We start from the raw sequence: 25,619 nt of genomic DNA on the forward strand, positions 1-25,619 counted from the left end.
AACTGAGAGTGCTGGGAGCGAACGCACACCGTGACGCCGCCGTCAGGCGAGATCACGTTGGCTCCACCGCCAAACGGGATCAAGTATTTCACGAACGAGGGCGTATCGCCATCCATGCAATTTGTTATCGTTGGGTACGGTCGGGTCGGTTCGCGAGCGGCGCAGGTTCTGGCCGAAGAGGGCCACGAGGTGGTCGTCCTCGACGTTGAACCGGACCGGGTCGAACGCGCCGACGCGGACGGCTTCGAGACGGTGACCGGCGATGGAGCCGACGAGGACGCGCTGCTCGAGGCCGGCATCGAAACTGCCGACGCGATCGGAGCGTTCACGCCGGATCTGAACGTCAACTTCGCGGCCTGTATGGTCGGCAGCCACCACGGCTGTCGGACCGTTCTTCGGATCGACGAGGACTACCGGCAGGAAATCTACGAAAAGTACGCCGCAGACGTCGACGAGATCGTCTACCCAGAACGCCTGGGTGCAGCAGGCGCCAAAACAGCCTTGCTCGGGGGCGACTTCAACGTGGTCGCCGACCTCGCGGCGAATCTCCAGCTCACGGTCGTCGAGATTGGGGATGGATCGCCGGCGATCGGGAAGCGAATCAGCGAGGTTGAGCTTCCCGCTGGCGCTCGAATCTACGCCCACGGGCGGGCGAAAGAGGCACTGACGATTCCGCTTCCGGGAACCCAGCTCGAAAGCGGAGACGAGGTTGCCGTCATCACCGAAACCGACCACGCCGACGCGGTTCGCTCACAGTTCGTCTCGACGAGCGTATGAAACCTCTCGAGGGCACGGCTTGTCGGCTCGTCGCGTGGAATCGGGGAAAGAGGGGGATGGGGAGCAAACTGCTAGGCGCGCCAACGGAAAGGATGGGGGAATGAAACCGTCGGTGAACGCGCCTGGTTCTACCAAGCCGGCGGAATCGTATAAAGGTACGTCAGACAATCGCACGACGGAAGTCTGACGGGGAACACAACCGATGCGGAGTGGTCAGCGATCGACCCGGAAGACGAGTACGTTCTGGTGAACCATCGACGGAACGAACGAGAAGGGGTAGCCGTAGACGTGGAGGTCCTTGGTCGGATCGTACCAGACAAGATTCGCGGCAAGGGTCACCGGTGCCCCAGCCTCGATTTCCCGGGCGAGATCAGCCGAGAGGAACTCGTAGGACTGCTCGCGGTACATGTCCCCGATGAAGACGACCAGGTGAGCGTCGTCGGTCAACGCTCGGGTGAAGCGAGCGAACTTCTCGCCCATATCGGCGAGCCACTCGGCTTTCGTCTGTAACCCCGACCGAGAGTCGGTCGAGTCGGCAGCCGACGATTCGTCGTCGGGCACCGCCTCGAACGAGCCGAGTTTGCTCGCCCGCGTCGCGCGCTCGTTTCGGGTCTGCTCGAGTTCGTCCATGTGCCAGTAGGGCACGTCCGTCAGGAGCAGGTCGACCGACTCGTCGGGCACGTCCGCGACGAGAGCTGCACAGTCTCCGTGACGAATGTCCTGTGCGGCAAGCGGGGACTGACCGCGGTCTCGGCGCGCGGCGTTTTCGCGCTCGAGGACGTCCCGGTAGCGGTCGATCCATCGTTCGGTTTGCTCGAAGCCGATCGCCTCGCGCAGGCCGGTCCCCTCGTGTTCACAGAGGCTCGCACCCAGAAGCGTGCCGCCGACGCCGGCGAAGGGATCGAGGACGGTATCGCCCGCCTTCGAGAAGCGCTCGATGAGATCGGCACAGAGTCGCGGTGGCTTCTGGCCGCCGTGTTCGCTTCGCAGCTCGTGTTGGAGATCCGGCGGGTAGCGTTCGGCGATCACGGACTTGGTAGCGTACTTCCACTCCCGGCCGGTGAGGTCGTTCACTCGGTTGCGTTCGTCGTAGATCCCGCGACCCTCGCGGTAGGTCTGGTAATCGGCCAGCTCGTCGGTGTCGACCACCTCGCCGTCCTCAACCGGGAGGGAGTCCTCGCGGGCGCGCTCCGCGTCGAACCCACCGTCGTCGTCGGTCACGAGACGGCTCTGGCGGTGTCGCGGCTCCTCGTCGGCCATACCGTCGCGTTCGGTCGCCGCACTATAAAGGTCGTGGACGGCAGTGTGCCGCGGTGGAGGTACCCCATTCAGTCGCCCGGGGCGGTAACACCGGTGTCAACTGTCGTTTTGTACCTCTGGTGCGTAGCCGAGGTATGAACATGCTCGTCGACGGCGAGTGGCGAACCGACGCGTTCGAGACGACCGGCGAAGACGGCTCCTTCGAGCGCCAGACGACACCGTTCCGAGACGAGATCCGCGACGAGCCGGATGCACGATTCCAGCCCGAGGCCGATCGGTACCACCTCTACGTCTCGTACGCGTGCCCGTGGGCCCACCGGACGCTGATCGTCCGCGCGTTAAAGGGCCTCGAGGACGCGATTTCGGTCTCGGTCGTCGACCCATATCGTGGCGAGGACGGCTGGCAGTTCACGCCTGAGAAGGAGGGCTGTACCCGTGATCACGTCCAGGACGCCGACTACCTCCGCGAGTTGTACGTGCGCGCCGACCCGGACGCAACCTGTCGGGTGACGGTGCCAGTCCTCTGGGACACCAAAGAGGAGACGATCGTCAACAACGAGTCCAAGGAGATCATGCGGATGCTCGATACCGAGTTCGACGACGTGGCGGCTCGCGACGTCGACCTCTACCCGGAGGGATACCGCGAGGAGATCGATCGGGTGATGGACGAGATCTACGAGCCGATCAACAACGGCGTCTATCGCGCCGGGTTCGCGACGAAACAGGAACCCTACGACGAGGCGGTCGACGAACTCTTCGAAGCGTTAGCTCACTGGGACGAGGTGCTCACCGACCAGCGCTACCTCGCGGGAGAGAAACTGACCGAGGCGGACATCGCGATGTTCACCACGCTGGTCCGATTCGATCAGGTGTACCACACCCACTTCATGTGCAACGTCCAGTTCATCCGAGAGTACGAACACCTCTGGCCGTACCTCCGTGATCTCTACCAGACAGGCGCTGGGAGTGGGTCGGCGGATCCGAGCCACGGGAGCGTCGCCGAGACCGTGAACATGGACCACATCAAAGAACACTACTACACCACCCACCCGGACGTCACGCCGCACGGAATCGTGGCACGTGGACCGGATCTGGACTTCGAGGCGTCCCACGATCGCGACGAGCTTCCGGGAGACCCACCGGCCGCGCTCACACCGGTTGGGAGCGCCGATTGATGGTAGTAGTGATTACCAGCAGCGGTGGAATTAATATCCTACCACTCACAGGTCGATGTAATGGAGCAGGGGGATCGAGATCGTGGACCGATCGGCGACCAGTTGGCCGATCTGAAGGGTGACGGTTGTAATCTGCTGGTAACCGGTAACGTCACACAGGACGTGACCTACCACGCGACCCGAACGCTGTTCGGTGCGAGCCAAGAGGGACGGGACCGCATTCTCGCCTGCACGGATCTCGAACCCGGAGCAAATCACTATCTCCGAACTGGATTCGACGCAGATCCGTCCGTCGTCTCTGCCAATAGCCTCCACCGAAGCGTGACCGTGACCGATCCCACACAGCCCGGAACGCCCCCCGACCGAGCCCTCCGACCGTTTCGAGCGCGAGTGTGTGGAAGGGTCGCCGACGCGGTCGAGGCGCGGGAGTCTGTCGGTGCTGGTCAATTGCGCCTCGGCGTATTGACACTGCGACCGATCGTGGAGCGATTCGAGCGAGACGAGGGCCGGAGGTTTCTACGCGTTCTCACCACGCTGGTAGACGGCGCGAGCGGAATCGGCCACTATCACCTGCCGGTTGCCGACGACGATGCGCTGGTCGAAACCTACGACGACCTCTTCGACGCACGGATCGAACTCCGAAATCGTGAGGGCGCGCTCCCGGAGCACCGCTGGTACCTCCCGGAGACGAACCAACCGACCGACTGGTGGCCCCTGTAAGATGGCCTCCGAGATCCGCCGTCCCGAGATCGACGACACGGGAGATTGCCAGATCGAAGTCCGAGATCCGGTCGAACGCTCCTCGTTGGGGTTTTCGTTCCCGGAACCGGTCGCGATCGAACCCATCGAGACGGACGACTTCCATTTCCCCGTCGAGACGGCCGTCCGGTTCGCAGCATCAGCGATCGAGTGTGAGACGATCAGAGACGTCCACGTCTGGACGGGAGACGGCGAGTTCGTCGCCGAGTCGACCAACGGCGAGGCGCTCATGCTTCCAGCCGAGGAGTACCTCATCGACGTCGCAGGATCGATCAAATGCAACTTTCGGGTGACGGCCCCACTGCAGGTGCTCTCTGACGGGGAGCGAACCTCGATCGGCTTTGAGCGGGAGACGACCGTCGAGCTTGGAATCCGATCGCTTCACGAGCGCCCGCGAGGAGCGATTACGGTCAGCGAGAGTCCCTACTCGTTGCTGGAGGCACTCTCGTATCTGGGCGACTCGCTACAGACGCTCTCACCAGATCGCTCGTTTCCGACGCTCCGGGGCCACCCCCCGCGATTCGAGCGCGGGGACTCCCTCGAGATTCCCGACGGGCTCTCGAAGCCCGACACCGGGATCCAGCTGCAGCTCCCGCCGTCGCGGCGCTACCTCTATCCGGCGACGACGCTCGCGTACTACCTCGGCGCCGAGATCGTTCCGGGGCGAGAGCCGCGGCTGGTCGCCGACCGGCAGAGCCACGATCTGGGCAGCGACGAGATTTCGTACGACCGTGCGGTGTCGCGAATCCTCCAGCACGTCTTCTTCTTGGACTGTCTGACCCGAACCGAGGGGATGGTCAAGGCGCCGTTACACGAGCGCTCGACGTTCGAACGCCGGTTGGCAGAGACCGATCTCGGCCCGGACGCGGTCGACTTCGCAGCGCTGTACGAGGCGCCGATCGACGAGCGCGTCGCGCGCTACCTCGAGATTCCCTTCGAGGCCGTCGTCGACGACCTCCCCGAGTGGCGTCTCACTGCGGACGTCCAGCCCGACCCCGAGTACCTCGAATCACTGCCCTACCTCGCCGCAGATCTCGCGATCGTCCGCTGTCGCGATCCGACCCCGGTCGACGACCTGCCGGAGACGCCAGAACCCGTTCGGGACTTCTTCCGCGACGGGACGCTCGAGGAGACAGACATCTCGTTCGTCGACCTCCCGAAGGCCTGGTCGGTCGAGCAGACGTTCGTCGGCGACGCGAACCCGATCGCTGCGTCGAAGGCTACGCTGGAATCGTTCCGCAGCAAGTTCGACCGAACCGCCACGCGGTCTGACGACGTCACGGTAACCGTGATCGTTAACGACGACCGCATGGGAAAAGAGCGCGAGGCGGTCCGAGAGCGCTACCGCGCGCTCGAAGAGCAGGGTGCGACGGTGACCGTCGCGACGGACGCCAGCGTCGACCGCATCGCCGACATCCTCGGCGGAGACGACGACTTCATCCACTACATCGGCCACGTCGACCGGGAGGGGCTGGAGTGCCCCGACGGCCACTTCGACACCACGGAAAACGGCCCCTACGGCGTCGATGCCTTCATCCTGAACGGCTGCCAGTCCTACGCGCAAGGTGAGGGACTGGTCCGGGGTGGCTGCGTCGCCGGCGTCGTCACCACCTCGAAGGTGCTCAACGAGCCCGCCGTCGAAATCGGCGCCACCTTCGCCCGCCTGCTCACCGACGGCTTCACGATGGCGGCTGCAACCGACGTCGCCAGCCGCCAGCGGCTGGTCGGCAACCAGTACCTCGTCATCGGCGAGGGTAGCTTTCGGGTTGCCGAGCGGGAGAACGGGACGCCGACAATGTGCCAGCTCGAGGATCGTGAGGACGGATCCTGGGATCTAACGATGAAGACCTACCCTGCATCAGACATGGACATGGGGACATTGATAACACCACATATCCCCGGAGTTAATGAAAGATATCTAACATCAGGAACTATTGATACACTACATGTTAAAAGAGAGGAATTGCGTGCGTTTTTAGAACCGACCTCATTCCCAGTGGAACATTGCGGCGATCTAGTGTGGAGTAATGAACTAATCACACAGATATAGCCGTTAGGGACCAGGATACGAGGAGGAAGTCGCCGCCACAGAACCAACCTGTGACAGCGCCAGCATCACAGCGAACACGGCGCCAATCATGCGCGGGTTGTTTTTGAGGTACGAGACGATTCGACCGTCGGAGTTGTCCTGAGTGGACATACGACAACCGAGGGCCGGGGATTATATTATATTATTTTAATACTTCGTAGTAGAATAATAAACAAGTAATTGTAAATGTGTGTGTAGGAATACCATTCAGGCAATATCAGCGGATCCCGAATCGAAGTCTCCAGGGCGGCAGTCGGGTTAGAAACGACGTTCCGAGGGGATCTCGACGCCGCTGATCTCGAATCTGGCGCCGCCGTCGCGGCTTTCACAGAGGTCGACGTCCCACTCGTGGGCCTCACAGACGTGTTCGACGATGTTGAGCCCGAAGCCACCCTCTTCGTCGGTGCCGGAGTAGCCGATGTCGAAGATTTCGTCTCGCTTCTCGGGTGGGATTCCGTCGCCATCGTCGGCAACGGCGAAGCCGGAGCGCTCAGAGAGACGGGTAACGCAAACGGTTACGTCGGAGCCACCGTGTTCGACGGCGTTGCGAAACAGGTTCTCGAAGAGGTGCTTGAGTCGGCCTCGGTCGGCCTCGAGTTCGACGCTTCGTCTGACCTCGAGTGTGGCGGTGGCGGTCTGGACGTTGTCCCAACACTCCTGGGCGACGGTGGCGAGATCGACCTGCTCGGCGCTGCCGAGGCCGTGGCCCTGCTCGGCGAAGGCCATGACGTTCTCGATGATCTCGAACGCCCGCGAGTGGGCCGTGTCGATTTTCTCCACGTGGCGCGAGTCACCGTGTTCGGCGCGGATGAGTTCGAGGTGGCCGTTGGCAACGTTCAGGGGGCTACGCAGGTCGTGGGAAACGATGTTGGCGATCTGGGAGAGGCGATCGACCTCGGTCTCTAAGTTTCGTTCGCGCTCGCGAAGCATGGCCTCGCGCTCGCTGCGATCCAGGGTGACGGTGAGGTTCGAGGCGAGCACCTCGACGAGCGTCCGGTCGGTGAGATCGAAGGGCGTGTCCTCCTGGGAGCCGGCGATCAGGACACCGTGATCACCGAGCGGGATGAACATCTCGTTGCGGATCGCCGTCTCCGGATTGTAGACGTCGGGATCACTCGACACGTCCTGAACGAACGCCGAAGCGCCGTTGTCGTAGACGCGCCAGGCGATGCTCGAACCGGGCTCGAACGACGGGGCACCGTCACAGAGAACCGAGAGGGAGTCGCTGACGGCGACGGGTTCGAGGGAGTCGGTCGTCTCCTGGTAGCGGTAGATTGCGGTGAGTTCCACCCCGAGGATGTCACAGGCAGCCTCGACACCGATTTCACAGACGCGTTCGACGCTCTCGGCGGCGAGGGCAGTCCGCGTCGTCTGGTGGAGAGCGGTGAGTTGGCGCTCGCGGGCCTTCCCGCGCTTTTCTGCACGGTAGCGTTCGACGACGTTGTGGATTCGATTCGCGAGGACGGTGTACTGATCGGTGCCGGTTTCCTTCTGTAGGTAGTCGGTGACGCCCCGAGAGATTGCCTCGCTGGCGACCTCCTCAGAGCCCTTTCCGGTAAAGAGAATAAAGGGCAACGACGGGTACGATTCCCGTACCTCGTCTAGAAACTCGAGCCCGTCCATCCCGGGCATCTCGTAGTCGCTGACGATACAATCGATCTGATGCTCGGCGAGCAGTTCGAGGCCCTCGTGGGCGCCGGGTGCGACGATGGTCGAGAGCGAGTCGGACTCGCGTTCGAGAAACTCGCCGACGAGCTGGCCGAGGCTCGTATCGTCGTCGACGCACAACACCCGTACCGGCGGCGGCTCGACCGACGGCGCGGTGATCGACCGTTCCGACGCATTCCCCATGTAGGAACTGGTTTGAGTGCCACAGATAATTACTTTTGGGAATTGAAAGGTAAACGGAGACGAACCGGACGCAGAGCCGTACAGCGACCAGTCGACCGGTGGAGTTACCGCTTGTGAGTCGGTCCGCCGACGTTTCGCCGCCAGGACCGCCGGCGCGGTTCGGCGTCGTCGTCGGTGAGTAGCCGATAGAGCACGTAGCCGACGGCGGCAAACGGGAGCAGGGGGAGGAGTCCGATGAAGATGATCGCAGCAATGACGTACCCGATCGTAGACATCCCGCGGTTCGGACCGTACCCCGTCGAGTCAGACACCTTGACGCACATAGTCGTCCGTTTGGCGGGCGTGACCTTCGTCCTTTCGAACCTGGAGACTACCCGGTCTCGAGACCGGTTCTGTCACCCTCGCCGTCGGCGAGGACGGCCGCGGCGTCGTCCTGTGGTCGGTAGTCGAGCGCCAGTATCGTCTCCGAGAGCGAGAGGAACCGCTCGGCGTTGCGCGAAATGCCGTGGGCAACTAGCGGAGAGGATTCGAGCGTCGTCGTTGCGGCCGCAGAGACCACGCGCCGGCAGTCCTCGGGACTGAGCCACATCGCGCGGGCAAAGCGCTCCCCGGGTCCGTCGCGCTCGTGACACTCAGTACGTAACTCGTCACGAGTGAGCAGCCAACCGATGCGGAGGCTGACGACATCGATACCGTGGCGGCGCGCGTAGTACTCACCTAAGGCCTCGCCGAACACCTTCGAGACGCCGTAGTAGGTGTCGGGTGCGGGGGGATCGTCCGGACGGACGACCGAGGGGGTACCAACGGTCGACTCGGGTCGAGTCGGCGAGACGGTGTTCTCGGCGTTGACCGCGTGGTTCGAGCTGGCGAAGACGACTCGCTCGAGGTCGTTCTCGATCGCGGCCTCGTACGCGTTGTAGACGCCCGCGACGTTCGGTCCAGACACCGTCTCCCAGTCGGCTCGCGGCGAGGAGATCGCTGCGAGATGGATCAACACGTCCTGTCCGGAGAGTGCGTCGACGAACGCCCCCCGGTCCTCGATTTCGAGCGTCTCCGTGTCCATCTCCTCGCTCTCGCTGTGGGAGTACAGCGTCAGGGTAGCATCCGGGAAGGCGTCGGCGACGACCCTGCCGACGCGTCCCGACGCGCCGGTGACGGCGATGTTCGTCATGTGCGAGGCGACAGGAGCCGAGGGGAAATACGCCGGGTTGGCGAGTGCCGGTCGATTTCAGGGACACGGCAAGAGGGATCGAGCGGTCGAATTTAAATACGAACACGCGGCCAGAGCGACGCGTGATGATGGACGCGACGGGAAACGGCGTCGAGAGAAACAGCGTTCGGACGCAAGACGATGGGACATAGAGCGATCGTCGCCTACCGGCGCCCTGATGGCCGGTACGATCTCCGGTACAGCCACTGGGGCGGCGACGAGCTCTCGCTGCTCGAGCGCATCGATGTGGAGACGCCGCTGGCCGGTGGGCTCGTCGACCCGACGGTCCTCGAACCGAGGGTCTCGGTTGCGGAACTACTCGAACGTGTTCTCGACCCACGGACGTACGAGACGCTGTATCTCGTCTCGACGGCGTTTTCGGTCGAGGCAGAATGGGTCTGCTGGCTCGGGTGGGATGCCGACCGAACAGGGAGAGAGCCAGACGACGGACCACTGCGAAGCGAGGCACGCGGTGCTATCGTCCCCGTCGAACGATCCACAGAGGTAGTTCGGCTTCGAACGTGGCTGCGAGCGACCAAAGCCGCCCTCACCGATCTCGTGGCGGTCGGTGCGCTATCGACGGAGACGGCCCAGCAGTATTTGCAAGCACGCGTGCGTTCGACTCACAGCGGCCGGTGTTACACGTACCGAGGTGTCCGGATGGGCACGTGACTGGGCCACTCACGGGCACCAGCGTGCGTCCACAAGGGTGCGCTGGACCACGTCGTTGCCGACGGCCTCGGCGAGCGTCTCGAAGCCCGCTCGCTCGGTACGATCGCCCGCGTTCGCGACGAGCCGCGAGACGATGAACTCCGGCGTCGAGCGTCCAACGGTACCAAAGCGGGGTTGGTAGTCGACGACGAGTTCGAGTTCCGGCGAGAGCCCCTCGGCGAAAATTCCGTCGACGCGCGCCTCGCTGGGGAGGGGCTCCAGATCGTCGGCGAGGTGCGTGACGAACACGCCGAGTGCATCGCGCTGGACGGAGAGCGTCACCAGGCCGTGGAGAAGATCGGCCGCACTCCCCGGTTCGGTGATCGCCTCGAACTCGTCGACCAACATGAGCGTCCGCCCCTCGGCGGACAGCGGCGGCACGATCGATCGCAGCGTCGACTCCAGGACGCCCGCGTTGAAGCTGGCGTGTCGGCGGTGAAAGACGAGCGAGTCGACCGGCGATATCGCGGCACGGTCGGCGGGGACCGGAAGTCCCATCGATGCGAGCAAGACGACCTGACAGAGCGTCTCGAGCAGCGTCGTCTTCCCGCCGCTGTTGGCGCCCGTCAGGACCGCCACCCGTTCGTTGCCCGGAAGCGATGTAGCGTCGTCGGGATCGTCAGGGTCGGGTTCGAAGCCGTGATCACCGAGCGCGTAGGTAATCGGCTGGACGGACTCGGGCTCGCCGGCCGAAAGCGAGAGGTTGCGCGCGCTGACGACTGCGACGGTCGCCGCCTCGCCGTCGACGTAGGTCGGGCGGGTACAGTCGTAGGCGTCGGCGAATCGGGCAAGCGAGAGATGGAAGGCGATCTCGTCGACGGTCGTCACCGCCTGCTCGATCGCCGCGGACGTGTCGGCGAGCGTTTCGGAGAGATCGTCGGCGACGGCGGCCTCCCGCTCGTCGACCGCACTCGTGAGATCAGTACGGAGGGCGCGCAGCGTTCCGCCGACGAAATCGGTCGCGTCCGTGGCGTCCGTCGGCATCGCCTCGCGGGCGCGGTCGACTGTGACGCCAGTCTCGCGGAGAAGCCGATCCTCGAAGGCGTCTCGGAAGCCGGCGACGTCACGGACGCCGTCGTCACGGAGGTTCTCGACGAGGGAGAGTGCGTTCGCGTCCATGTCTTCGACGGCGCCCAGCGCCGCCCGCAAGCGATCGAGTTCCTCGTCGCCTCCCTCGCGAACGCGGCCGTCGTCGAGCGAACCGAGCGCCTCGGCAGCGGCTGCGAGCCGATCGCGCTCGAGGGCGGCGATCGCGGCGAACGGGCCGGTTTCGACGCCAGCGTCGAGCAGTGCAATCGCCGCCTCGACCGCAGCCTGATCGCTGCCATCGCGCTCGTCGTAGCGTTCGTACGCCGCGAGAACGCGCTCGCGATCGTCCGCTGCCAGGTCCGCCCAAGCGTCTCGAACCGCGAGGATGTCGTCGAGCCGACGCTCCATCTCCGTTCGGTTGTCGAGTGGAGTCAGAATCCTGATCCGGTCGGCCGCACGCCCGGTGACGGCATGCTCGACGGCCAGATCGAGCAGTTCCTTGTAGGCGGCGCGCGCGTCGCTGGTTGCGAGGATCTCCACGCCGGCGCCGCCAGTTGCCCTGCGGAGGATGCGAGTCGCACGTCCACGGGCCAGTCCGGCGTCAGCGAGCGTCCGAACGTCGCCGCTTTCGATCGCCTCGACGGCGCGCTCGTGGCCGAGTTCGTCGACGAGCGTCTCCCGCGTCTTCGGTCCGACACCCCAGTACTCCTCCAGTCGCATAGCCAACGGTTCGAGCGGACGCTCTTGAACGCTTGGTCCCAGAGCAATCAGTGACGGTCAGTAGGGACCACAGATGTTCAAATTCGTGTATAAGATATCGGTTCGAGAGAGAGATTCGAGCACAAACACGGGGATTTTTATCGGCCCATCCCCGTAGGACCTACCATGACTGAAGCGCGGGGCGAGACTCCCCGGCGAACAGGGATGACCGAAAAGTGTGGCGTCGTCGGCGTCTCACTTGCCGGTCGCAATGCAGCCCGGCCACTGTACTACGCGCTGTACGCACTCCAACACCGGGGTCAGGAGTCGGCAGGGATCGTCACCCACGACGGCTTCCAGCAGCACAGCCACGTCTCGATGGGACTCGTCGGAGATGCCTTCGACGAGGACGATCTGGACGGACTGAAAGGCGGTGCCGGGATCGGGCACGTCCGCTACCCGACGGCAGGGTCGGTCGACTCTTCGTGTGCACAGCCGTTTTCGGTGTCGTTCAAGAGTGGCTCGCTGGGCCTGTCACACAACGGCAACCTCGTCAACGCCGACGAGATCCGCGACGAGCTCGCGGGACTGGGACACGCCTTTACCTCCGACGGCGACACCGAAGTGATCGCTCACGACCTCGCACGGAACTTACTGGAAGAGGACCTCGTCAGAGCGGTAAAGCGGACGATGCAGCGCATTCACGGCTCCTACGCGCTGACGATCTCTCACGACGAGACGATTCTGGGCGTTCGGGACCCGGTCGGCAACCGCCCGCTCTGTATCGGGAAACTCGAGGGGGGCTACATCCTCGCCTCGGAGTCGGCGGCGATCGACACCTTAGACGGCGAATTCGTCCGGGACGTCCGTCCCGGTGAGCTCGTCGTCCTGCAGGAAGACGGCGACGGCTTCGACTCGTATCAGCTCTTCGAGCGCGAGAACACGGCCCACTGCTTTTTCGAACACGTCTACTTCGCCCGCCCAGACTCGAAGATCGACGGGACGCTCGTCTACGAGGCCCGCCGAGAGCTCGGCCGCAAACTCTGGGAGGAAAGCGGCGTCGAGACCGACGTCGTGATGCCGGTTCCGGACTCCGGACGCGCGTTCGCCTCGGGCTACGCCGACGCGGCAACCGAGACGACCGCCGACGGCGAGCCGCGAGACGAGGCCGACGAAGGCGTCGAGTTCGCGGAGGGACTGATGAAAAACCGGTACGTCGGCCGGACGTTCATCATGCCGACCCAAGACGAGCGCGAGCGTGCGGTGCGCCTGAAGCTGAACCCGATCAAGTCGACCGTCGAGGGCAAGACCGTCACGCTCATCGATGACTCGATCGTCCGAGGCACGACCTCCACCCAGCTCGTCCAGTTACTGAAAGACTGCGGCGCAGAGGAAGTTCACATGCGTATCGGCGCGCCGGCGATCGTCGCACCCTGTTACATGGGGATCGACATGGCCACCCGCGAGGAGCTGATCGCGGCCGGGAAGACAGTCGAGGAGATCCGCGAGACGATCGAGGCCAACAGTCTCGCGTACCTCTCGACCGACGCCGTCGCCGAGGTGCTCGACAATGAACGGATCGACCTCTGTATGGGCTGTGTTACCGGCGAGTACCCCTACGACATCGAGGGCGAGGAAACCGACCGCGACGTACGTCGCCCCGAACTCGGCGGGACGACAGTTCACGCCGACGACTGACGGTGGCGAGGAGTCCGATGGCACGTCTCGGATCTCGCGGAACCGAGAGAGAGCCAATTTCGCTCGGAGGGAATCCTCGATGAACCTCGGGTTTGAGCTGTTGAACGGCATCGGCCTGATCGCGTTCGCGATGGTGGGCGCACTGAAAGGATCGAACGCCGATCTGGACCTGTTCGGAATCGCCGTTCTGGGCGTCATCACGGCACTTGGTGGCGGCATGGTCCGGGACGCGCTGGTGATGGAAGTGCCGGTCGCGCTGACGTCGACGACGGATATCGTCGTCGTCCTCGTCGGCGTCGCGGTCGCGGTGGCGGTCGCCCGGGGACGGTATCAGTCAGCGCTCAGCCACCCCGCACTACAGACTGCCGACGCCGTCGGGCTGGCAGCGTTCGCGACGACTGGCGCACTCGTGGGCTACGAGGCGGGCGTCTCCGTCTTCGGGATGATCGTCCTCGCGACGCTCACCGGCGTCGGCGGTGGAAGCATCTGTGATCTACTGCTCTCACGGGTTCCGGTCGTCCTCCGGGAGGATTTCTACGCGACGCCCGCGGTCATCGGCGGTGGGCTGTTCCCCCTGGCGCTGGCATTGGGTGTGTCGATCGACGTCGCGGCGTTCAGCGTCGCGGGCATCGTCTTTGCGCTGCGAATGGTGGCGCTGCGATTCGACTGGCGGCTGCCGTCGATCTGACGTCGAACGAAATTTCAGATCGAGCCAACGTTTTAGAGTGATCGGTCCGTCATCAAAATTGGATGATAGGATCGGGCAACGGTCGACCCGCCGAAGAAGACGATGGCGACAGCGGTGATGAGGATCGCGGCCGCTTGAGTAAGGCAAAAGACGTCGTGTTGGAACTGCTCGGAGCCCTGTAGTCCGTATCGCTCAGAGCCGGCCACGACCCCAATTCCGCACTCAGTAACCGACGTGAAGCAGCAGGTAGACGACGATTCCGAGCGAGAACGAGACCAGCCACAGGCTCGCCGCGAGCCGGCCGACGCGAGCGTGGGGCGTTCGGGGGAGTTCGGCCACCGGACGCGAGGCAGCGAGCAACAGCGCGTAGTACAGAAGCGGGATGCAGACGACTGCGAGGGCGATGTGTACCGCGAGCGTCGGCAAGTAGACGAACCGGTAGACGGCGTCGGGACCAGGGAACGGCTCCGGACCACCGAGCGCGATCAGCCGGTAGAGGTAGAGCGTCAGAAAGGCCACAAAGAGGCCGAATGCAGCAAGCATGGCGATTCGGTGACGGTCGATCCGACCACGTCGGATCGCGCGCCAGCCAAAGAGGATCGTGACGATCGCCGTCACGCTGATCGCGACGTTGATGTGCGGGATCGCCTCGAGTAGCCACGCGGGCGCGTCCGGGACCGTCGAGGCCGGGATCCGTCCGCCGGCGGCGGCGAACACCAGCGCGAGCGAGACGACGGACAGCGCGATCGTGAGCGAACGAACGCGTGCTCTGGGGACGAGTTCCATGCGGAAGTTGTTCGGTCGGGTCGGGAAAGCTGTTGCTCTCGGCGCCGCTACCCGCCGAGGGCGGGCGGCACCGTCGCTATAGGGTGTTGCTTCGGTAGGATTATGCGTGGGTGATGTCCGCGAAGGGAAATCACCTGCATCGTCGTGCTCGGCGGCGTCGCCGCCTCGCAATTGGTGGACATCGTCCACCCGTGCGATGCGTGGGACCGGATTTGAACCGGCGGACCCCTACGGGACAGCGCCCTCAACGCTGCGCCGTTGGCCTGGCTTGGCTACCCACGCTCGCCATTCAGTTCTGCACTCGATCGTATCCAGTGTGACTATTAAAGCCCTTTCCTTTGGCTCCGACTCCGGGACGGAATGGCGGTATTGCGTGTGAGGTATCCTCACACAGAGAGGGTGGTTCGAGTCGACGTGCGAGCGTAGTTGGTTCCTGAGAGCGGTGATTTCAAATGTGCCAGCGGCGAAAGCCCCACATGGCCAAGTACTCAACCGGTTCCAGCTCGGGCGGGGGCGGAACCACCTGCGAACTCTGTGGCGCCAAGAGCGACTCGCTTCGGCGCGCGAACGTCGCGGGCGCAGATCTGGAGGTCTGCCCGGACTGTGCGCCCCACGACGACGCGACGCGGTCGTCGGGGTCGAGCGGCGGGAGTTCGGGCGGTGCCAGTAGCGGCCGAGATCCCGGAGAGCGAAAGCGAAAGGCGGCCCAGAACGTGGCGAAGGCGAATCCGATCTGGGACGGCGACTCCGAGCACTGGGAGCGCGAGGGGACGAACTACGACGACGATCCACTCCCGTACCTCGTCTCGGGCTACGGCGACGTGCTCATCGAGGCGCGCCAAGAAGCGGGACTCCAGCGCGACGAACTCGCCGACGAACTCGGCGTTCCCGAATCGGACGTGCTGGCCGTCGAGCAGGGCCGGGCGACACGGGCTGGCGTCGGCGGTGGTCTGATCGAGGCACTCGAGGAGCGACTGAACGTGACACTCGCAGAGTGAGCTGACGGGACAATGGGTCGCCCTGTAGAGGGTGAGACACACAACAGAACCTGATGGGATTGTAACTCATCTGTCGGGTGACGTCGGGCACACTTTTAATGCCTGCGCCGAGACTGGAAGCGATGAGCGGACAACGGGCAGCAGCCGAGCCGTATACGACGCGGTTCGAGAGCGAAGTGACGGCGGTCGACGGGCGAGACGTCTGGCTCGATACCAGTTACTTCTATGCGGCCGACGGTGGTCAGCCACCGGACCAGGGAACGATCGGCGACGTGGCCGTCGAAGACGTTCAACTCGTCGACGGGACTCCGGTCCACACGCTCGCCGAAGAACCCCGGTTCAACGCCGGCCACCGCGTCCTCTGTGCAGTCGACTGGTCGTTTCGCATGTACTGCATGCGGGCCCACACCGCGGGCCACGTCCTCTACGGCGCCGGACGAGGCCTGATTGACGATCTCGGCTACGGCGGCATCGAGATCGACGAGCGGGCCGTTGGCGTCGACCTGGAGACGACGAACGATGTCGGCGACGAGACGCTGGTCGAACTGAACGAACAGGTCAATCAAACGATCTGGGAGTCGCGGCCGGTGCAGTGGGACGACGTCTCCCTCGCGGAGGCGCGCGAGCGAACGGACGTCGCGTTCGACGAGACCGAAGACCGATCGGCCATCTCGGACGGACGAGTGCGGCTCGTAACCGTCGGCGGTGCCGACGAGAACGGGCACGGGGAGTCGGCAGATCCGTGGGACGTCGCCGCCTGCGGCGGCACGCACGTCCGAAACACACGCGAAATCGGCCCCGTGACCGTTCTCGGTCGGTCACAGCCCGAGCGGGGCATCGTGCGGGTTGAGCTCGCGGTCGGTCCACGCGCGATCGAGCGCCGAGCAGCCGAGAAACGCGCGGTGTTCGGTGCCACGAACGCACTGGACGTCGCTCTCGAGGACGTACCGGAAGAGTTGGCTCGGCTCTGTGAGCGGGGAGAGGAACTTCCGTCGCGACGGTGACGGTGCGTGAGCCTCCCGTCTCCAACCGGGAGTGAGTCGTGACGAACGAACGAGCGTCAAGGGTACTGACGGAGTCAGTTCGGCTCGTCGGTCGCCTCGCTCGAGCGTTCGTCGATCTCGTCGTCGTCCGTGTCCGAACGAGGAGCGTTCTGGGTGCCGAGATCGCCGTCGTCGACCTCGTCAGGGTTGCGATCGATCCGCTTGAGTTCGTCTTCGATCTCGGCGTCGCGCTCGGCATCCAGTTCGTCCTCTCGGTCAGTGTCGTCTTCGGCCATCGTCGAACAATGGTCGGACTGCCCGTTGTCGTCCCGGCCGTCGACTGCAAGCGGACGAACTGGGGGGTGGCGAGGGGAGTCCAATCGAGCGTACGCCCTCGCGATTCCGGCGCCGGTGACGAAAGACAGATAAAAGGGCGCGGAGTGAGAAGGGACAGGTATGGACGTTCCGTACGATCTCACCTCGTACGTCAGGGTGTTGAAGATGGCGACGACGCCCACGACGAACGAGTTCCTGCAGGTCTCGAAAATCGCCGGCGCCGGAATCCTCTTCGTAGGATTCATCGGCTTCATCATCGGCGCGATCATGCTGCTACTGACCGGTTCGGGTGGCGTCTGATGGGCATCTTCGCAGTCAAAACCACCGCGAGTCAGGAGCAGACCGTCGCCGACATGATCATCAACCGTGAGGAGCCGGAGGTCCACGCCGCGCTCGCACCCGATTCGTTGACCTCCTACGTGATGGTCGAAGCCGACAACAACGCGGTGTTAGAGCGCGTGCTCGAGGACATCCCGCACGCACGCACCATCGTCCCCGGCGAGTCAGATATCACCGAAGTCGAGCACTTCCTCTCGCCAAAGCCAGACGTCGAGGGGATCGCCGAGGGCGACATCGTGGAGCTCATCGCCGGCCCCTTCAAGGGCGAGAAAGCCCAGGTCCAGCGCATCGACGAGGGCAAAGACCAGGTGACCGTCGAGCTATACGAGGCAACGGTGCCCATTCCGGTGACTGTTCGGGGCGACCAGATTCGCGTGCTCGATAGCGACGAGCGCTAGCGAGTCGTCGTTTTATAATACATTTTGCGAGGAACGGTGAGCGACACCGACGAGAAGTAGCGACACAGCAGTCACACAGGGACGTGCGGTGTTGGTCGCGCGACGAGTACGTTCGGGCCGAAGAGTGTTGTACAGTTGGGAAATATAGGGACAATCACTGCGTCAGGCCGGTATCAAACCGATATCCGATGGCAGCCTCTCAGATTCGACCGGGCGTCGCGGTCGACTGCTTGGTAGTGCTGTCGTCTTCTTTCGCGAGGCCGTCGAAGTCGACGTTGTCGAACTCGCCGGGCTGTAAGCCCTCAGTCGCGTACAGGTACAGCGTCGTCTTGATGATGCCCTGAAGTGTCTGGCCGACGAGGAACGCAAGCGCCAGGCCGAGCAGGATCGTTCCGATAGCGAGGACCGACTGGATGCTCGAGAGCGCAACGCCGACGAGGATGAACGGCAAGGCAACCACGAATCCGATGAGCTGGACGCCAAAGAGGCTGATCGGTGTCTCGCCCCAGGTCTTCTTGAAGGTTCGGCCACTCTCGGTGAACATTCCTTTCGCACCGGTCTTCTCGAAGATGGCAACCGGGATGACGAAGAACGTCAGGACCGTCCAGGCGAAGCCGAAGATCGTCCCGAACAGCTGTGCACCCCGCGAGTCGGAGTTCTCGAGCCCGTTGATCAAGACCCCGACCGTCGCGCTAACGAGCGCCCAGATCAGGAGCTTCCCTTTCACACCCCAGGCGGCCGCGAGGCCGTCGCGAACGGAAGGAGTCGATCCGGTCATGATCGCGTCGTGAGTCTGATGGACGAGCCCGGCGGTAAAGAACGTCGAGACGAACGTAAGCACGAGATACGCCAGGAACAGGCCGACGAGGGCGCCACCCTCAGGTGTGATTGCCATCAGGCCGAACGTGACGCCGAGGAAGAGTCCGAGGAAGGCAAGCGCAGCCGCACCGCTGATCAGCGGAAACAGCAACAGCGTCGGGTTGTGACGCATCAGTCGAAGGCTGTCCACTGTCAGGGTAATCCCCATCTTGAACCGTTCGATGACTCGCATAACCGACCGTACCCAGTGTCAAAGCATAAACGTACGTGTCCTATTTCCAGCCCGGAAATACGTGTTCGAGTACTGGTCCGGAGAGACACCAGCCGTGGCTTACGGAAGTTTATGCCGAAAGGCACGAAGGGCGTTTTTGCCGGTTTCGGTGAGTGAAACCTGCTTCGTTCGACCGACCGACTCGATGTGGAGATAGCCGTTTTCGACGAGTGGATCGACAATCCGGTTGTTCAACAGCGCGAACTTCGCTTTCTCGTTGGCAGGCTCTGATCGTGTCATGAACGCGAGGTCCTGCTCCTCGGCGAAGGAGATGAGGTCACTCTTTTTCGGCGTATGCGTCTGGTCGTCGGCCGTCTCGATATAATCGAGGATCCGAACCTGATCTGCGGTCGGCGTTTCGAGCGGGTAAGAGGGCAGTTTTTCGGCGACGGACAGTCCTTCCGTTCGAGGAGTCTCCTCGATCGGGTGGGGCCGTGACTCGGGATGGACGTGGTAGCCGCTGGCTTCAGTCGCCATACAGGCCAGTGCTGCCCCAATCGTCGCCAGCTTCGGCCCACTCGAGACGTTCACGCGGACGATGTCTCCCTCGGAGTGATCGACGATGGTCGTGATCTCGCCCAGGACGTCGTACATATCGCCCAGATCAACTGCACGCGTGATGACGTCGACGCCGCCATCGGTAAGTTCAGCCACCAGCGCCTCGTGGTAGGACACCTGCGGCATGGATTCATCACGGAGCAGGTAGACCACATCGGCGTCGTACCGGCGGACGGGTTCGAGGATGCGATCGTACTCGTAGCCAAGCGGCGCGACGTGGATCTCACCGATGCGTTGTAACTCGGTTTCTCGTGTCATTTTTAATAGTATAGATAGTAGTGATACTATAATTGTATCTATTGTATCGACAGTATTGTCATAGAATTGAATATTAGTAGGAGAGATCATCGAACTATGGCAATTGATCGACCATGGATGGGACAGCAACAGAGCGCTCGACCGGCCGAACTACTCGAACTCCTCGGCGACGAGTACGCACGCGAGGTGCTCGAGGCGCTTCTCGCCGAACCCCGGAGCGGCAGCGACGTCGCCGCCGAAACCTCCGTCTCGAAACCGACGGCATTTCGCCGACTTAACCGGCTCGAGGAGGTCGGGCTGGTCAAGAGTCGACAAGCGATCGATCTCGAGAACGGACAGCACTACCGGGAGTTTCAGCCGGCCTTCGATCGAATCTCGGTCGAACTGGACGGAGAGACACTCACCACTGTTGTCGAGTGGTCTGAGGAGGCGTTCGGTGGCGTCGACTCGGGAGAGCAGCGGTAGTGATCGGCAGAGGCGGACTCAGCGCTTGAGTTCGTCTGCGATTCGCTCCATGTCCGCGATCTCGCGGACGTCCTCGAGCAGTTCCTCACGCTGTCTGACGTCCTCGGAGTTGGCGCCGTAGGCACGGACGTACTCGGCACGACTGTGTTCGGAGAAGACGTGGCGGATAGCGACGTAGCCGTCCGGAACGATCGAGCCACAGACCTTACACTCACGGCGCTCGTGCTCGGTGGCCTGATGGACGATGGCGTCCTCGACGTCGTCGAACGCCGCCTCGCAGCTCTCGATACCGCATTCCCAGGCCATTTGCTCTCAGTCGACGGGCCTCCCTAAAGGTCTTTTCGCCGTCCCGGAGAGACAGCGTCTGTGACAGCGGCCCGATCACGGCAACAACGTGAGCGTGCAAGGAACAGCTAGGGAATCAGAACCCATAACACCCCGGTGTCGAAAGAGAGCGTCGTGAACGCGGGACGCGAGGTTCGGATCGATCTCCACACCAAGGTGCTCGACGACCGTGTCGTCGAGCGCGCCCAGGCGGCCGGGCTCGACGTGGTTGTCTATGCCCCCCACTTCACTCGCTTGCCGGAAATCCGCAGACAGGCCGCCGCCTATTCGACCGAGGAGTTGCTGATTGTTCCGGCTCGCGAGGTGTTTACCGGGACGTGGCGCGAGCGAAAGCACGTGCTCGCGCTGGGCCTCTCGGAGCCGGTCCCGGACTTCATCCCGCTGGAGGCCGCAATGGACGAGTTCGAACGCCAGGACGCGACCGTCCTCGCGCCCCACCCCGAGTTCGCCACAGTAAGCCTGACCGCGTCGGATCTCGAACGATACACCGACGCGATCGACGCGATCGAGATCTTCAACCCGAAGCACCTCCCGTCGGACAACCGCCGCGCCCGCGAGCTCGCCGACCGGCTCGATCTGCCGCCGTTTACGTCCTCGTACGCCCATCTATCGAGTTCGATCGGCGTCGCTCACACCGTCTTCGAGAGCGAGATCGACTCGGAAGAAGATCTGCTCGCGGCGCTCAACGAGCGGACGCCGCGCCGAGTCGTCCACGAGAACGGCCTCGGTCGATGGCGGACGACCACGGCGGAGCTCGCACACCTCTGCTACGAAAACTCCTGGGAGAAGATCGATCGGCTGTTTCTCTCCGGGCAGGAGCCGACACACCCCAGACACATCGCCTACGACGGCCGGTTCGACGACGTCGCACTGTACTGAGTTAGCCCTCGATGCCGACCTCCCGTTCTTCGGCCCGCTCCGCACAGGTGTCGATTCCCAGTGCGGCGTTGATGGGACAGATCCGGACGGCACCCGTCGTGAGCAAGATCGCACCGACGAGGGCTGCGCCACCGGCGAGAACGAGACCGGTCGTGCCACCTGCTAAGGTGAGCAGCCCACCGAGTGCGGCGCCTCCAAGGCCGAGAAGGGCGATTCCGACGACGATACGTAGACCGCGTTCGACTCCACAGACGTTTCTCTCCATATGGGTCACCAAGCCAAATGACGCGTCCAAAACCGATAAAGGTGTATGACACCACACCACACGATCAGAGTTCCGGACAGCTCTCACCGGGTGGGACCGTCCCGCGATCGATCCACGCCTGTTCGAACCCGCGAGAGCGTCTCCCGGACGCGATCCCAGTGACTCCCCCTCCAGAAGTACTGCCCGCAGTCTTGACACCGCCAGATGGCCGATTCGAGGGAATCGGGAACGTACTCTGGTAGTGGATCGGTTCCCTCCACGCGCTCGAGACGCCCGTTACACGACCCACAATAGGTGGGCTCGGCGTCGAGTTCGAGGTCGACGCCAGCCGCCGCGAGCTCTCGAAGTTGGGCCTCAACGTCCCGTGATTCGAGGCAGATCGCTCCGTCCGTGCGCTCGGCTCGGTTCGCGAGCGCGACGTCTCGGGTGACGATCGTTCGATTCGCGTGGCGTGCAAGTTCGAGAACGGCGTCATCGGCCTCGACTCCGCGGTCGCCGGCGTAGACCGTATCGTGACCACACATCCGCAGGTAGGAGACGATACCGCCACACATCAGATCGACGAGCAGGCGCATGGTGAGTGAGGATTCGGTAGTCGAATCAGTGCAAGAACGCGCGCAACTCGTCTTCCTCCCAGGCGTTGATCACGTCCGCGGACTCGGCCCAACCGCGACGGGCCGTGTGGACGCCCCACCGCATGTACTCGAGCGTAGCGGGGCGATGAGCGTCGGTGTTGACCGCAATCGTCGCCCCCTCTTCGATCGCCGCCTGGACGGCACCGCCCCAGAGGTCGAGCCGGTGGGGGTTACCGTTTACCTCCAGTGCGGTCCCGGCGTCGGCGGCCGCCCGCGCGACCTCGTGGACGTCGAAGTCGAGCCCGGAACGCTGGTTCAACAGCCGCCCGCTCGGGTGGCCGAGCACGTCGACGGCCGGGTTCTCGACGGCGCGAACGAGGCGCTCGGTCGCGGTCGAGGCGTCCTGGTCGAGCGCGCTGTGGGGCGAGGCGACGATCAGGTCGAGCGCCTCGATCACCGCCTCGGGGAGCCCGATCTCGCCGTCGGCGTCGACGTTGGCCTCGATTCCCGCGAGTACGGCGGGGTCGGCGGCAGCGTCGACCTCGCGGATCGCTTCGACCTGTTCTATGATCTCGGCGGGGGTGAGTCCCATTCCGCCGACGACGCCGGGACCCTCGGCGTGGTCTGCGACGCAGTAGTAGTCGTAGCCGAGGTCGTCGGCGGCTGCGACCATCTCGTCGATCGTGTTGTTGCCGTCCGACCACTCGGTATGGGTGTGCAGATCGCCCCGTACGGCCTCGCGGGTGAGCAGGTCGGGAAGCTCGCCTGCAGCTGCAGCGTCGATCTCACCGCGATCTTCGCGTAGCTCCGGTGGGATCCAGGGGAGGTCGAGCGCCTCGTACATTCCCTCCTCAGTCTCGCCGGCGACACGTTTGCCGGCGCGCTGGTCGCCGCCGACAGGGCCGTCGCCGGGGTCGGCGGCGGCCTCGGTCTCACCGCGGGACTCCATCCGGCTCTCCGAGGCGCGTCGTACCTCGCTGACGTCGAAGGCACCGTACTCGTTTAACTTCATCCTGCGGTCAATCGCGTAGTTGCGCAGCCGGACGTTGTGGTCTTTGCTCCCCGTAAAGTACTGTAGCGCCGAGCCGAACTCCGTGGGGTCGACAACCCGCAGATCGACCCGGACCTCGCCGACGCGGACGCTCGCTTTGGCGGGCCCGGACTCGATCTCGTCGTCGATCGATTCCCACTCCAGAAAGGCGTCGACGGCGGCCTCACCGTCGGCGGTGGCGGCTAAAACGTCGACGTCGCCGATCGTCTCGCGCCACCGCCGGATCGAGCCGGCGACCTCGGCGCGCTCGACCGGCTCGCGCGACTCGAGGTAGTCGAGGACGTCGTCAGCGAGTGGCCGGGCCTCGCCCAGCAGCTGGCGTTCGCCGACCGTCCGGGCGAACTCGACGTTCTCTAGGATGTTCTGCTCGGTCTTCGCGCCGAAGCCCTTCACCTCTTGAATGTCGCCGGCCTCGGCGGCAGCTTCGAGCTCGTCTATCGTCTCGATCCCGAGCTCGCGATAGAGCGTGCCGACGGTCTTGGGGCCGACACCCTCGACGCGAGTGAGCGCGGCCATGTCGACGGGCAGCTCCGCGCGCAGTTCTTCGAGTTCCTCGATCCCGCCGGTTTCGACGTACTCGACGATCTTCGCAGAGATGGCGTCGCCGACACCCTCGATATCGGAGACGGCATCTTCGTCACCGGCGTCGATTCGGTTGGCGATCGGGATGGGGTGGGCGCGGACGTTCTCGGCTGCCCGGCGGTAGGCGCGGGGCTTGTACGCGACGTCGTCGGCCTCGAGTAAGTCGGCGAACTCCTCGAATCGGGCCGCGAGCTCGGCGTTCGTCGCCATCTCAGCGCCCTCCCCGCGAAGAGGCACTCTCGTCTCGACCAAGCGCCTGTTTTAAAAAGGACATCCAGCGCTTGGTGTCTGCGGCCTGTTTGGCCTGCTGTTCGCGTTCGAGATCGGTCGGACCGAGCTGCTGGAGGGCGTTTAATGCTCGATCGATGCCTACGATGGTCCGGGCAAGTTCTTCGCCCGTCTCGAAGTCGATGTCGGCCTCCTCGATCCGGTCGAGACGTTCGCGGCGCTCGCGGCGCAGGTTCCGCTTTGCGCGCTCGACGCGCTCGCGCTCGCCTGACGGGATCGTCTCCCGGCGCTTGATCTCGAAGACGAACTCCCGGAGATCGATCTCCTCGCCCTGGACGGTGATGGTCTCAGGGATGTCTGCGCCGACGGTCGCGCTCTCGCGTTCGACGCGCTCGAGCAGCTGCTTTCGCTCGTACGCTTGCACGTACGGTTCTGGGAGAGCCGGAGCCAAAAACCTACGTCTCGGCGCAGACGACTCGAACAATCCCAAACACCTTAGCCGCGGGTCCCTTACGAGGGGACAATGGCGACCTGCGACGTGTGTGGGGCACCGGAGAGTATGCCGTACAACTGCCGCCACTGCGGCGGGACGCACTGCGCAGAGCACCGGTTGCCCGAAAACCACGACTGTTCGGGACTACACAACTGGAACGATCCGCAGGGCGTCTTCGACAGCGGCTTCGACGAGCGCGTCAATCCGGGGTCGGAGGCGTCGACGCGCGAGAAGGTCGCGTCGAAGATCCCACTCGACACCGGACCGGGCGGTCCGCTCGCGTACTTCCGCGGGAACATGACCTACACCGTTCTCGCACTGATGTGGCTGGCGATGCTTGGCCAGTTCATCGCGTATACGGTGGGGGGCAGGGGCCTTCACGACACACTGTTCGTCCTTTCGTCGCAAAATCCGGAGTACGTGTGGACGTGGATAACGTCGATTTTCGCCCACAGCCCGTTCTTTATGCCGATCCAGGACGGCGGCGGCTCCATCTTGCACATCGTCTTTAACAGTATCGTGATTTTCTTCTTCGGCCCGCTGGTAGAACGATATATCGGATCACGCGACTTCGTGATCCTGTTTCTCGTCAGCGGGGCGCTTGCAGGACTCGGACAACTCGCCACGGTACAACTCTTTGGCGACCCCGCTATTCCCTCGAGCGTCCTCGGTGCCAGTGGTGCCGCACTGGCGATCCTGGGCGTCGTGACGATTCTAAACCCCGACCTTCGGGTCTACCTGTTTTTCGTTCTCGCGATGCCGATCTGGGTCATCGCCGCAGGAACCGCCGCGATCAGCGCTCTAGCGATTATCCTCGGCTCCCCGGGTGGCGGGGGGATCGCCCACGGTGCACACCTCGTCGGCTTACTCGTGGGGCTCGCCTACGGAAAGTACCTCGAACGCACGCGGAACATCCGCACACCAAACCAGCTACGAATGGGTGGAGGCGGTCCCGGCGGACCAGGTGGCGGCCGCCGCCGGTTCTAACGTGCCCGAGATCGTCCGCCCCGAGTTCGTCCCCGACGCGAGCGCGAGTCGCGCTGA

At 63.8% G+C, this 25,619-nt stretch carries 27 protein-coding genes, 1 tRNA gene and 1 pseudogene; 14 read left to right on the forward strand and 15 right to left on the reverse strand.

Annotation, left to right across the window (positions count from 1 at the left end; translation table 11 throughout):
- Window positions 1–114 precede the first annotated feature (114 nt).
- Window positions 115–777 carry a TrkA family potassium uptake protein gene (locus OB905_06245; protein ID MCU4925587.1) on the forward strand — a complete coding sequence of 221 codons (663 nt, stop codon included), beginning with the start codon at window positions 115–117 and terminating at the stop codon, window positions 775–777.
- A 213-nt stretch (window positions 778–990) separates the two neighbouring features.
- Here the strand turns inward: OB905_06245 and OB905_06250 are convergent, their stop codons facing one another.
- A complete protein-coding gene (locus OB905_06250; protein MCU4925588.1) occupies window positions 991–2,037 on the reverse strand; it encodes a DNA methyltransferase in 1,047 nt (348 codons plus the stop codon).
- Between the two features lie 134 nt (window positions 2,038–2,171).
- On the opposite strand from OB905_06250, the gene OB905_06255 reads away from it, so the two are divergent.
- From OB905_06255 to OB905_06265, 3 genes are read left to right on the forward strand one after another with little or no spacing between them, the layout of a single operon-like run.
- Complete coding sequence (locus tag OB905_06255) at window positions 2,172–3,212, forward strand: glutathione S-transferase family protein (GenBank protein MCU4925589.1); 1,041 nt, start codon at window positions 2,172–2,174, stop codon at window positions 3,210–3,212.
- 60 nt (window positions 3,213–3,272) lie between these two features.
- Window positions 3,273–3,932: a hypothetical protein gene (locus OB905_06260; protein MCU4925590.1), complete on the forward strand. Its 660-nt coding sequence runs from the start codon at window positions 3,273–3,275 to the stop codon at window positions 3,930–3,932.
- A 1-nt stretch (window position 3,933) separates the two neighbouring features.
- Window positions 3,934–6,021, forward strand: a complete 2,088-nt coding sequence (locus tag OB905_06265; GenBank protein MCU4925591.1) for a hypothetical protein — start codon at window positions 3,934–3,936, stop codon at window positions 6,019–6,021.
- Between the two features lie 297 nt (window positions 6,022–6,318).
- On the opposite strand, the gene OB905_06270 is transcribed toward OB905_06265, so the two are convergent.
- From OB905_06270 to OB905_06280, 3 genes are all read right to left on the reverse strand, one after another.
- A complete protein-coding gene (locus OB905_06270) occupies window positions 6,319–7,911 on the reverse strand; it encodes a response regulator (GenBank protein MCU4925592.1) in 1,593 nt (530 codons plus the stop codon).
- 104 nt (window positions 7,912–8,015) lie between these two features.
- Window positions 8,016–8,234: a hypothetical protein gene (locus OB905_06275; GenBank protein MCU4925593.1), complete on the reverse strand. Its 219-nt coding sequence runs from the start codon at window positions 8,232–8,234 to the stop codon at window positions 8,016–8,018.
- Window positions 8,235–8,281: 47 nt separating this feature from the next.
- Window positions 8,282–9,082: an NAD(P)-dependent oxidoreductase gene (locus OB905_06280; protein MCU4925594.1), complete on the reverse strand. Its 801-nt coding sequence runs from the start codon at window positions 9,080–9,082 to the stop codon at window positions 8,282–8,284.
- Between the two features lie 180 nt (window positions 9,083–9,262).
- On the opposite strand from OB905_06280, the gene OB905_06285 reads away from it, so the two are divergent.
- Window positions 9,263–9,793, forward strand: a complete 531-nt coding sequence (locus tag OB905_06285; protein MCU4925595.1) for a hypothetical protein — start codon at window positions 9,263–9,265, stop codon at window positions 9,791–9,793.
- Window positions 9,794–9,802: 9 nt separating this feature from the next.
- Here OB905_06285 and OB905_06290 read toward each other — a convergent pair whose 3' ends face one another.
- The gene (locus OB905_06290) at window positions 9,803–11,581 is read right to left on the reverse strand and encodes a DNA mismatch repair protein (GenBank protein MCU4925596.1); all 1,779 of its coding nucleotides are present in this window, start codon (window positions 11,579–11,581) and stop codon (window positions 9,803–9,805) included.
- A gap of 204 nt (window positions 11,582–11,785) precedes the next feature.
- Between OB905_06290 and purF the strand changes: the two genes are divergently transcribed.
- Together purF and OB905_06300 are read left to right on the forward strand one after the other, a co-directional pair.
- Complete coding sequence (gene purF / locus OB905_06295; protein ID MCU4925597.1) at window positions 11,786–13,258, forward strand: amidophosphoribosyltransferase; 1,473 nt, start codon at window positions 11,786–11,788, stop codon at window positions 13,256–13,258.
- Window positions 13,259–13,337: 79 nt separating this feature from the next.
- Window positions 13,338–13,946: a trimeric intracellular cation channel family protein gene (locus tag OB905_06300; protein MCU4925598.1), complete on the forward strand. Its 609-nt coding sequence runs from the start codon at window positions 13,338–13,340 to the stop codon at window positions 13,944–13,946.
- Window positions 13,947–14,168: 222 nt separating this feature from the next.
- Here the strand turns inward: OB905_06300 and OB905_06305 are convergent, their stop codons facing one another.
- Together OB905_06305 and OB905_06310 are read right to left on the reverse strand one after the other, a co-directional pair.
- The gene (locus OB905_06305; protein ID MCU4925599.1) at window positions 14,169–14,732 is read right to left on the reverse strand and encodes a DUF420 domain-containing protein; all 564 of its coding nucleotides are present in this window, start codon (window positions 14,730–14,732) and stop codon (window positions 14,169–14,171) included.
- Between the two features lie 197 nt (window positions 14,733–14,929).
- A tRNA-Leu gene (locus OB905_06310) sits at window positions 14,930–15,014 on the reverse strand.
- 194 nt (window positions 15,015–15,208) lie between these two features.
- Here OB905_06310 and OB905_06315 point away from each other — a divergent pair.
- Window positions 15,209–15,730, forward strand: coding sequence for a multiprotein-bridging factor 1 family protein (locus OB905_06315; GenBank protein ID MCU4925600.1), 522 nt, complete (start codon window positions 15,209–15,211; stop codon window positions 15,728–15,730).
- Window positions 15,731–15,852: 122 nt separating this feature from the next.
- Window positions 15,853–16,713: pseudogene (locus tag OB905_06320) on the forward strand (alanyl-tRNA editing protein).
- Between the two features lie 95 nt (window positions 16,714–16,808).
- Here OB905_06320 and OB905_06325 read toward each other — a convergent pair.
- A complete protein-coding gene (locus OB905_06325; protein MCU4925601.1) occupies window positions 16,809–17,009 on the reverse strand; it encodes a hypothetical protein in 201 nt (66 codons plus the stop codon).
- A 160-nt stretch (window positions 17,010–17,169) separates the two neighbouring features.
- Between OB905_06325 and OB905_06330 the strand changes: the two genes are divergently transcribed.
- Both OB905_06330 and OB905_06335 read left to right on the forward strand, forming a co-directional pair.
- Window positions 17,170–17,349 (forward strand): protein translocase SEC61 complex subunit gamma, encoded by a 180-nt coding sequence (locus OB905_06330; GenBank protein MCU4925602.1) that lies wholly within the window; start codon window positions 17,170–17,172, stop codon window positions 17,347–17,349.
- On the forward strand, window positions 17,349–17,786 hold the full coding sequence (locus OB905_06335; protein MCU4925603.1) for a transcription elongation factor Spt5: 438 nt from the start codon (window positions 17,349–17,351) through the stop codon (window positions 17,784–17,786). Before OB905_06330 ends, OB905_06335 begins: the two co-directional genes overlap by 1 nt.
- A 199-nt stretch (window positions 17,787–17,985) precedes the next feature.
- On the opposite strand, the gene OB905_06340 is transcribed toward OB905_06335, so the two are convergent.
- Window positions 17,986–18,837: a DUF6159 family protein gene (locus tag OB905_06340; GenBank protein MCU4925604.1), complete on the reverse strand. Its 852-nt coding sequence runs from the start codon at window positions 18,835–18,837 to the stop codon at window positions 17,986–17,988.
- Window positions 18,838–18,936: 99 nt separating this feature from the next.
- Window positions 18,937–19,692 (reverse strand): DUF6293 family protein, encoded by a 756-nt coding sequence (locus OB905_06345; GenBank protein ID MCU4925605.1) that lies wholly within the window; start codon window positions 19,690–19,692, stop codon window positions 18,937–18,939.
- Between the two features lie 96 nt (window positions 19,693–19,788).
- Between OB905_06345 and OB905_06350 the strand changes: the two genes are divergently transcribed.
- A complete protein-coding gene (locus tag OB905_06350; protein ID MCU4925606.1) occupies window positions 19,789–20,157 on the forward strand; it encodes a winged helix-turn-helix domain-containing protein in 369 nt (122 codons plus the stop codon).
- A gap of 18 nt (window positions 20,158–20,175) precedes the next feature.
- On the opposite strand, the gene OB905_06355 is transcribed toward OB905_06350, so the two are convergent.
- A complete protein-coding gene (locus tag OB905_06355; protein MCU4925607.1) occupies window positions 20,176–20,463 on the reverse strand; it encodes a hypothetical protein in 288 nt (95 codons plus the stop codon).
- Between the two features lie 153 nt (window positions 20,464–20,616).
- Here OB905_06355 and OB905_06360 point away from each other — a divergent pair, with 153 nt between their 5' ends.
- Window positions 20,617–21,381, forward strand: coding sequence for a PHP domain-containing protein (locus OB905_06360; GenBank protein MCU4925608.1), 765 nt, complete (start codon window positions 20,617–20,619; stop codon window positions 21,379–21,381).
- Window position 21,382: 1 nt separating this feature from the next.
- Here OB905_06360 and OB905_06365 read toward each other — a convergent pair whose 3' ends face one another.
- The 4 genes from OB905_06365 to OB905_06380 all read right to left on the reverse strand — a co-directional run bounded on the left by OB905_06365 (window position 21,383) and on the right by OB905_06380 (window position 24,506).
- On the reverse strand, window positions 21,383–21,646 hold the full coding sequence (locus tag OB905_06365; GenBank protein ID MCU4925609.1) for a DUF2892 domain-containing protein: 264 nt from the start codon (window positions 21,644–21,646) through the stop codon (window positions 21,383–21,385).
- A gap of 83 nt (window positions 21,647–21,729) precedes the next feature.
- Entirely contained in the window at window positions 21,730–22,221 is a 492-nt protein-coding gene (locus OB905_06370) for a Mut7-C RNAse domain-containing protein (protein ID MCU4925610.1), read from the reverse strand.
- 25 nt (window positions 22,222–22,246) lie between these two features.
- Window positions 22,247–24,064, reverse strand: a complete 1,818-nt coding sequence (locus tag OB905_06375) for a helix-hairpin-helix domain-containing protein (GenBank protein ID MCU4925611.1) — start codon at window positions 24,062–24,064, stop codon at window positions 22,247–22,249.
- Window position 24,065: 1 nt separating this feature from the next.
- Window positions 24,066–24,506: a DUF5788 family protein gene (locus OB905_06380; protein MCU4925612.1), complete on the reverse strand. Its 441-nt coding sequence runs from the start codon at window positions 24,504–24,506 to the stop codon at window positions 24,066–24,068.
- A gap of 99 nt (window positions 24,507–24,605) precedes the next feature.
- Between OB905_06380 and OB905_06385 the strand changes: the two genes are divergently transcribed.
- On the forward strand, window positions 24,606–25,562 hold the full coding sequence (locus OB905_06385; GenBank protein ID MCU4925613.1) for a rhomboid family intramembrane serine protease: 957 nt from the start codon (window positions 24,606–24,608) through the stop codon (window positions 25,560–25,562).
- Window positions 25,563–25,619 lie beyond the last annotated feature (57 nt).

The organism is Halobacteria archaeon AArc-dxtr1 (assembly GCA_025517425.1).
Lineage (GTDB): Archaea > Halobacteriota > Halobacteria > Halobacteriales > Natrialbaceae > Halostagnicola.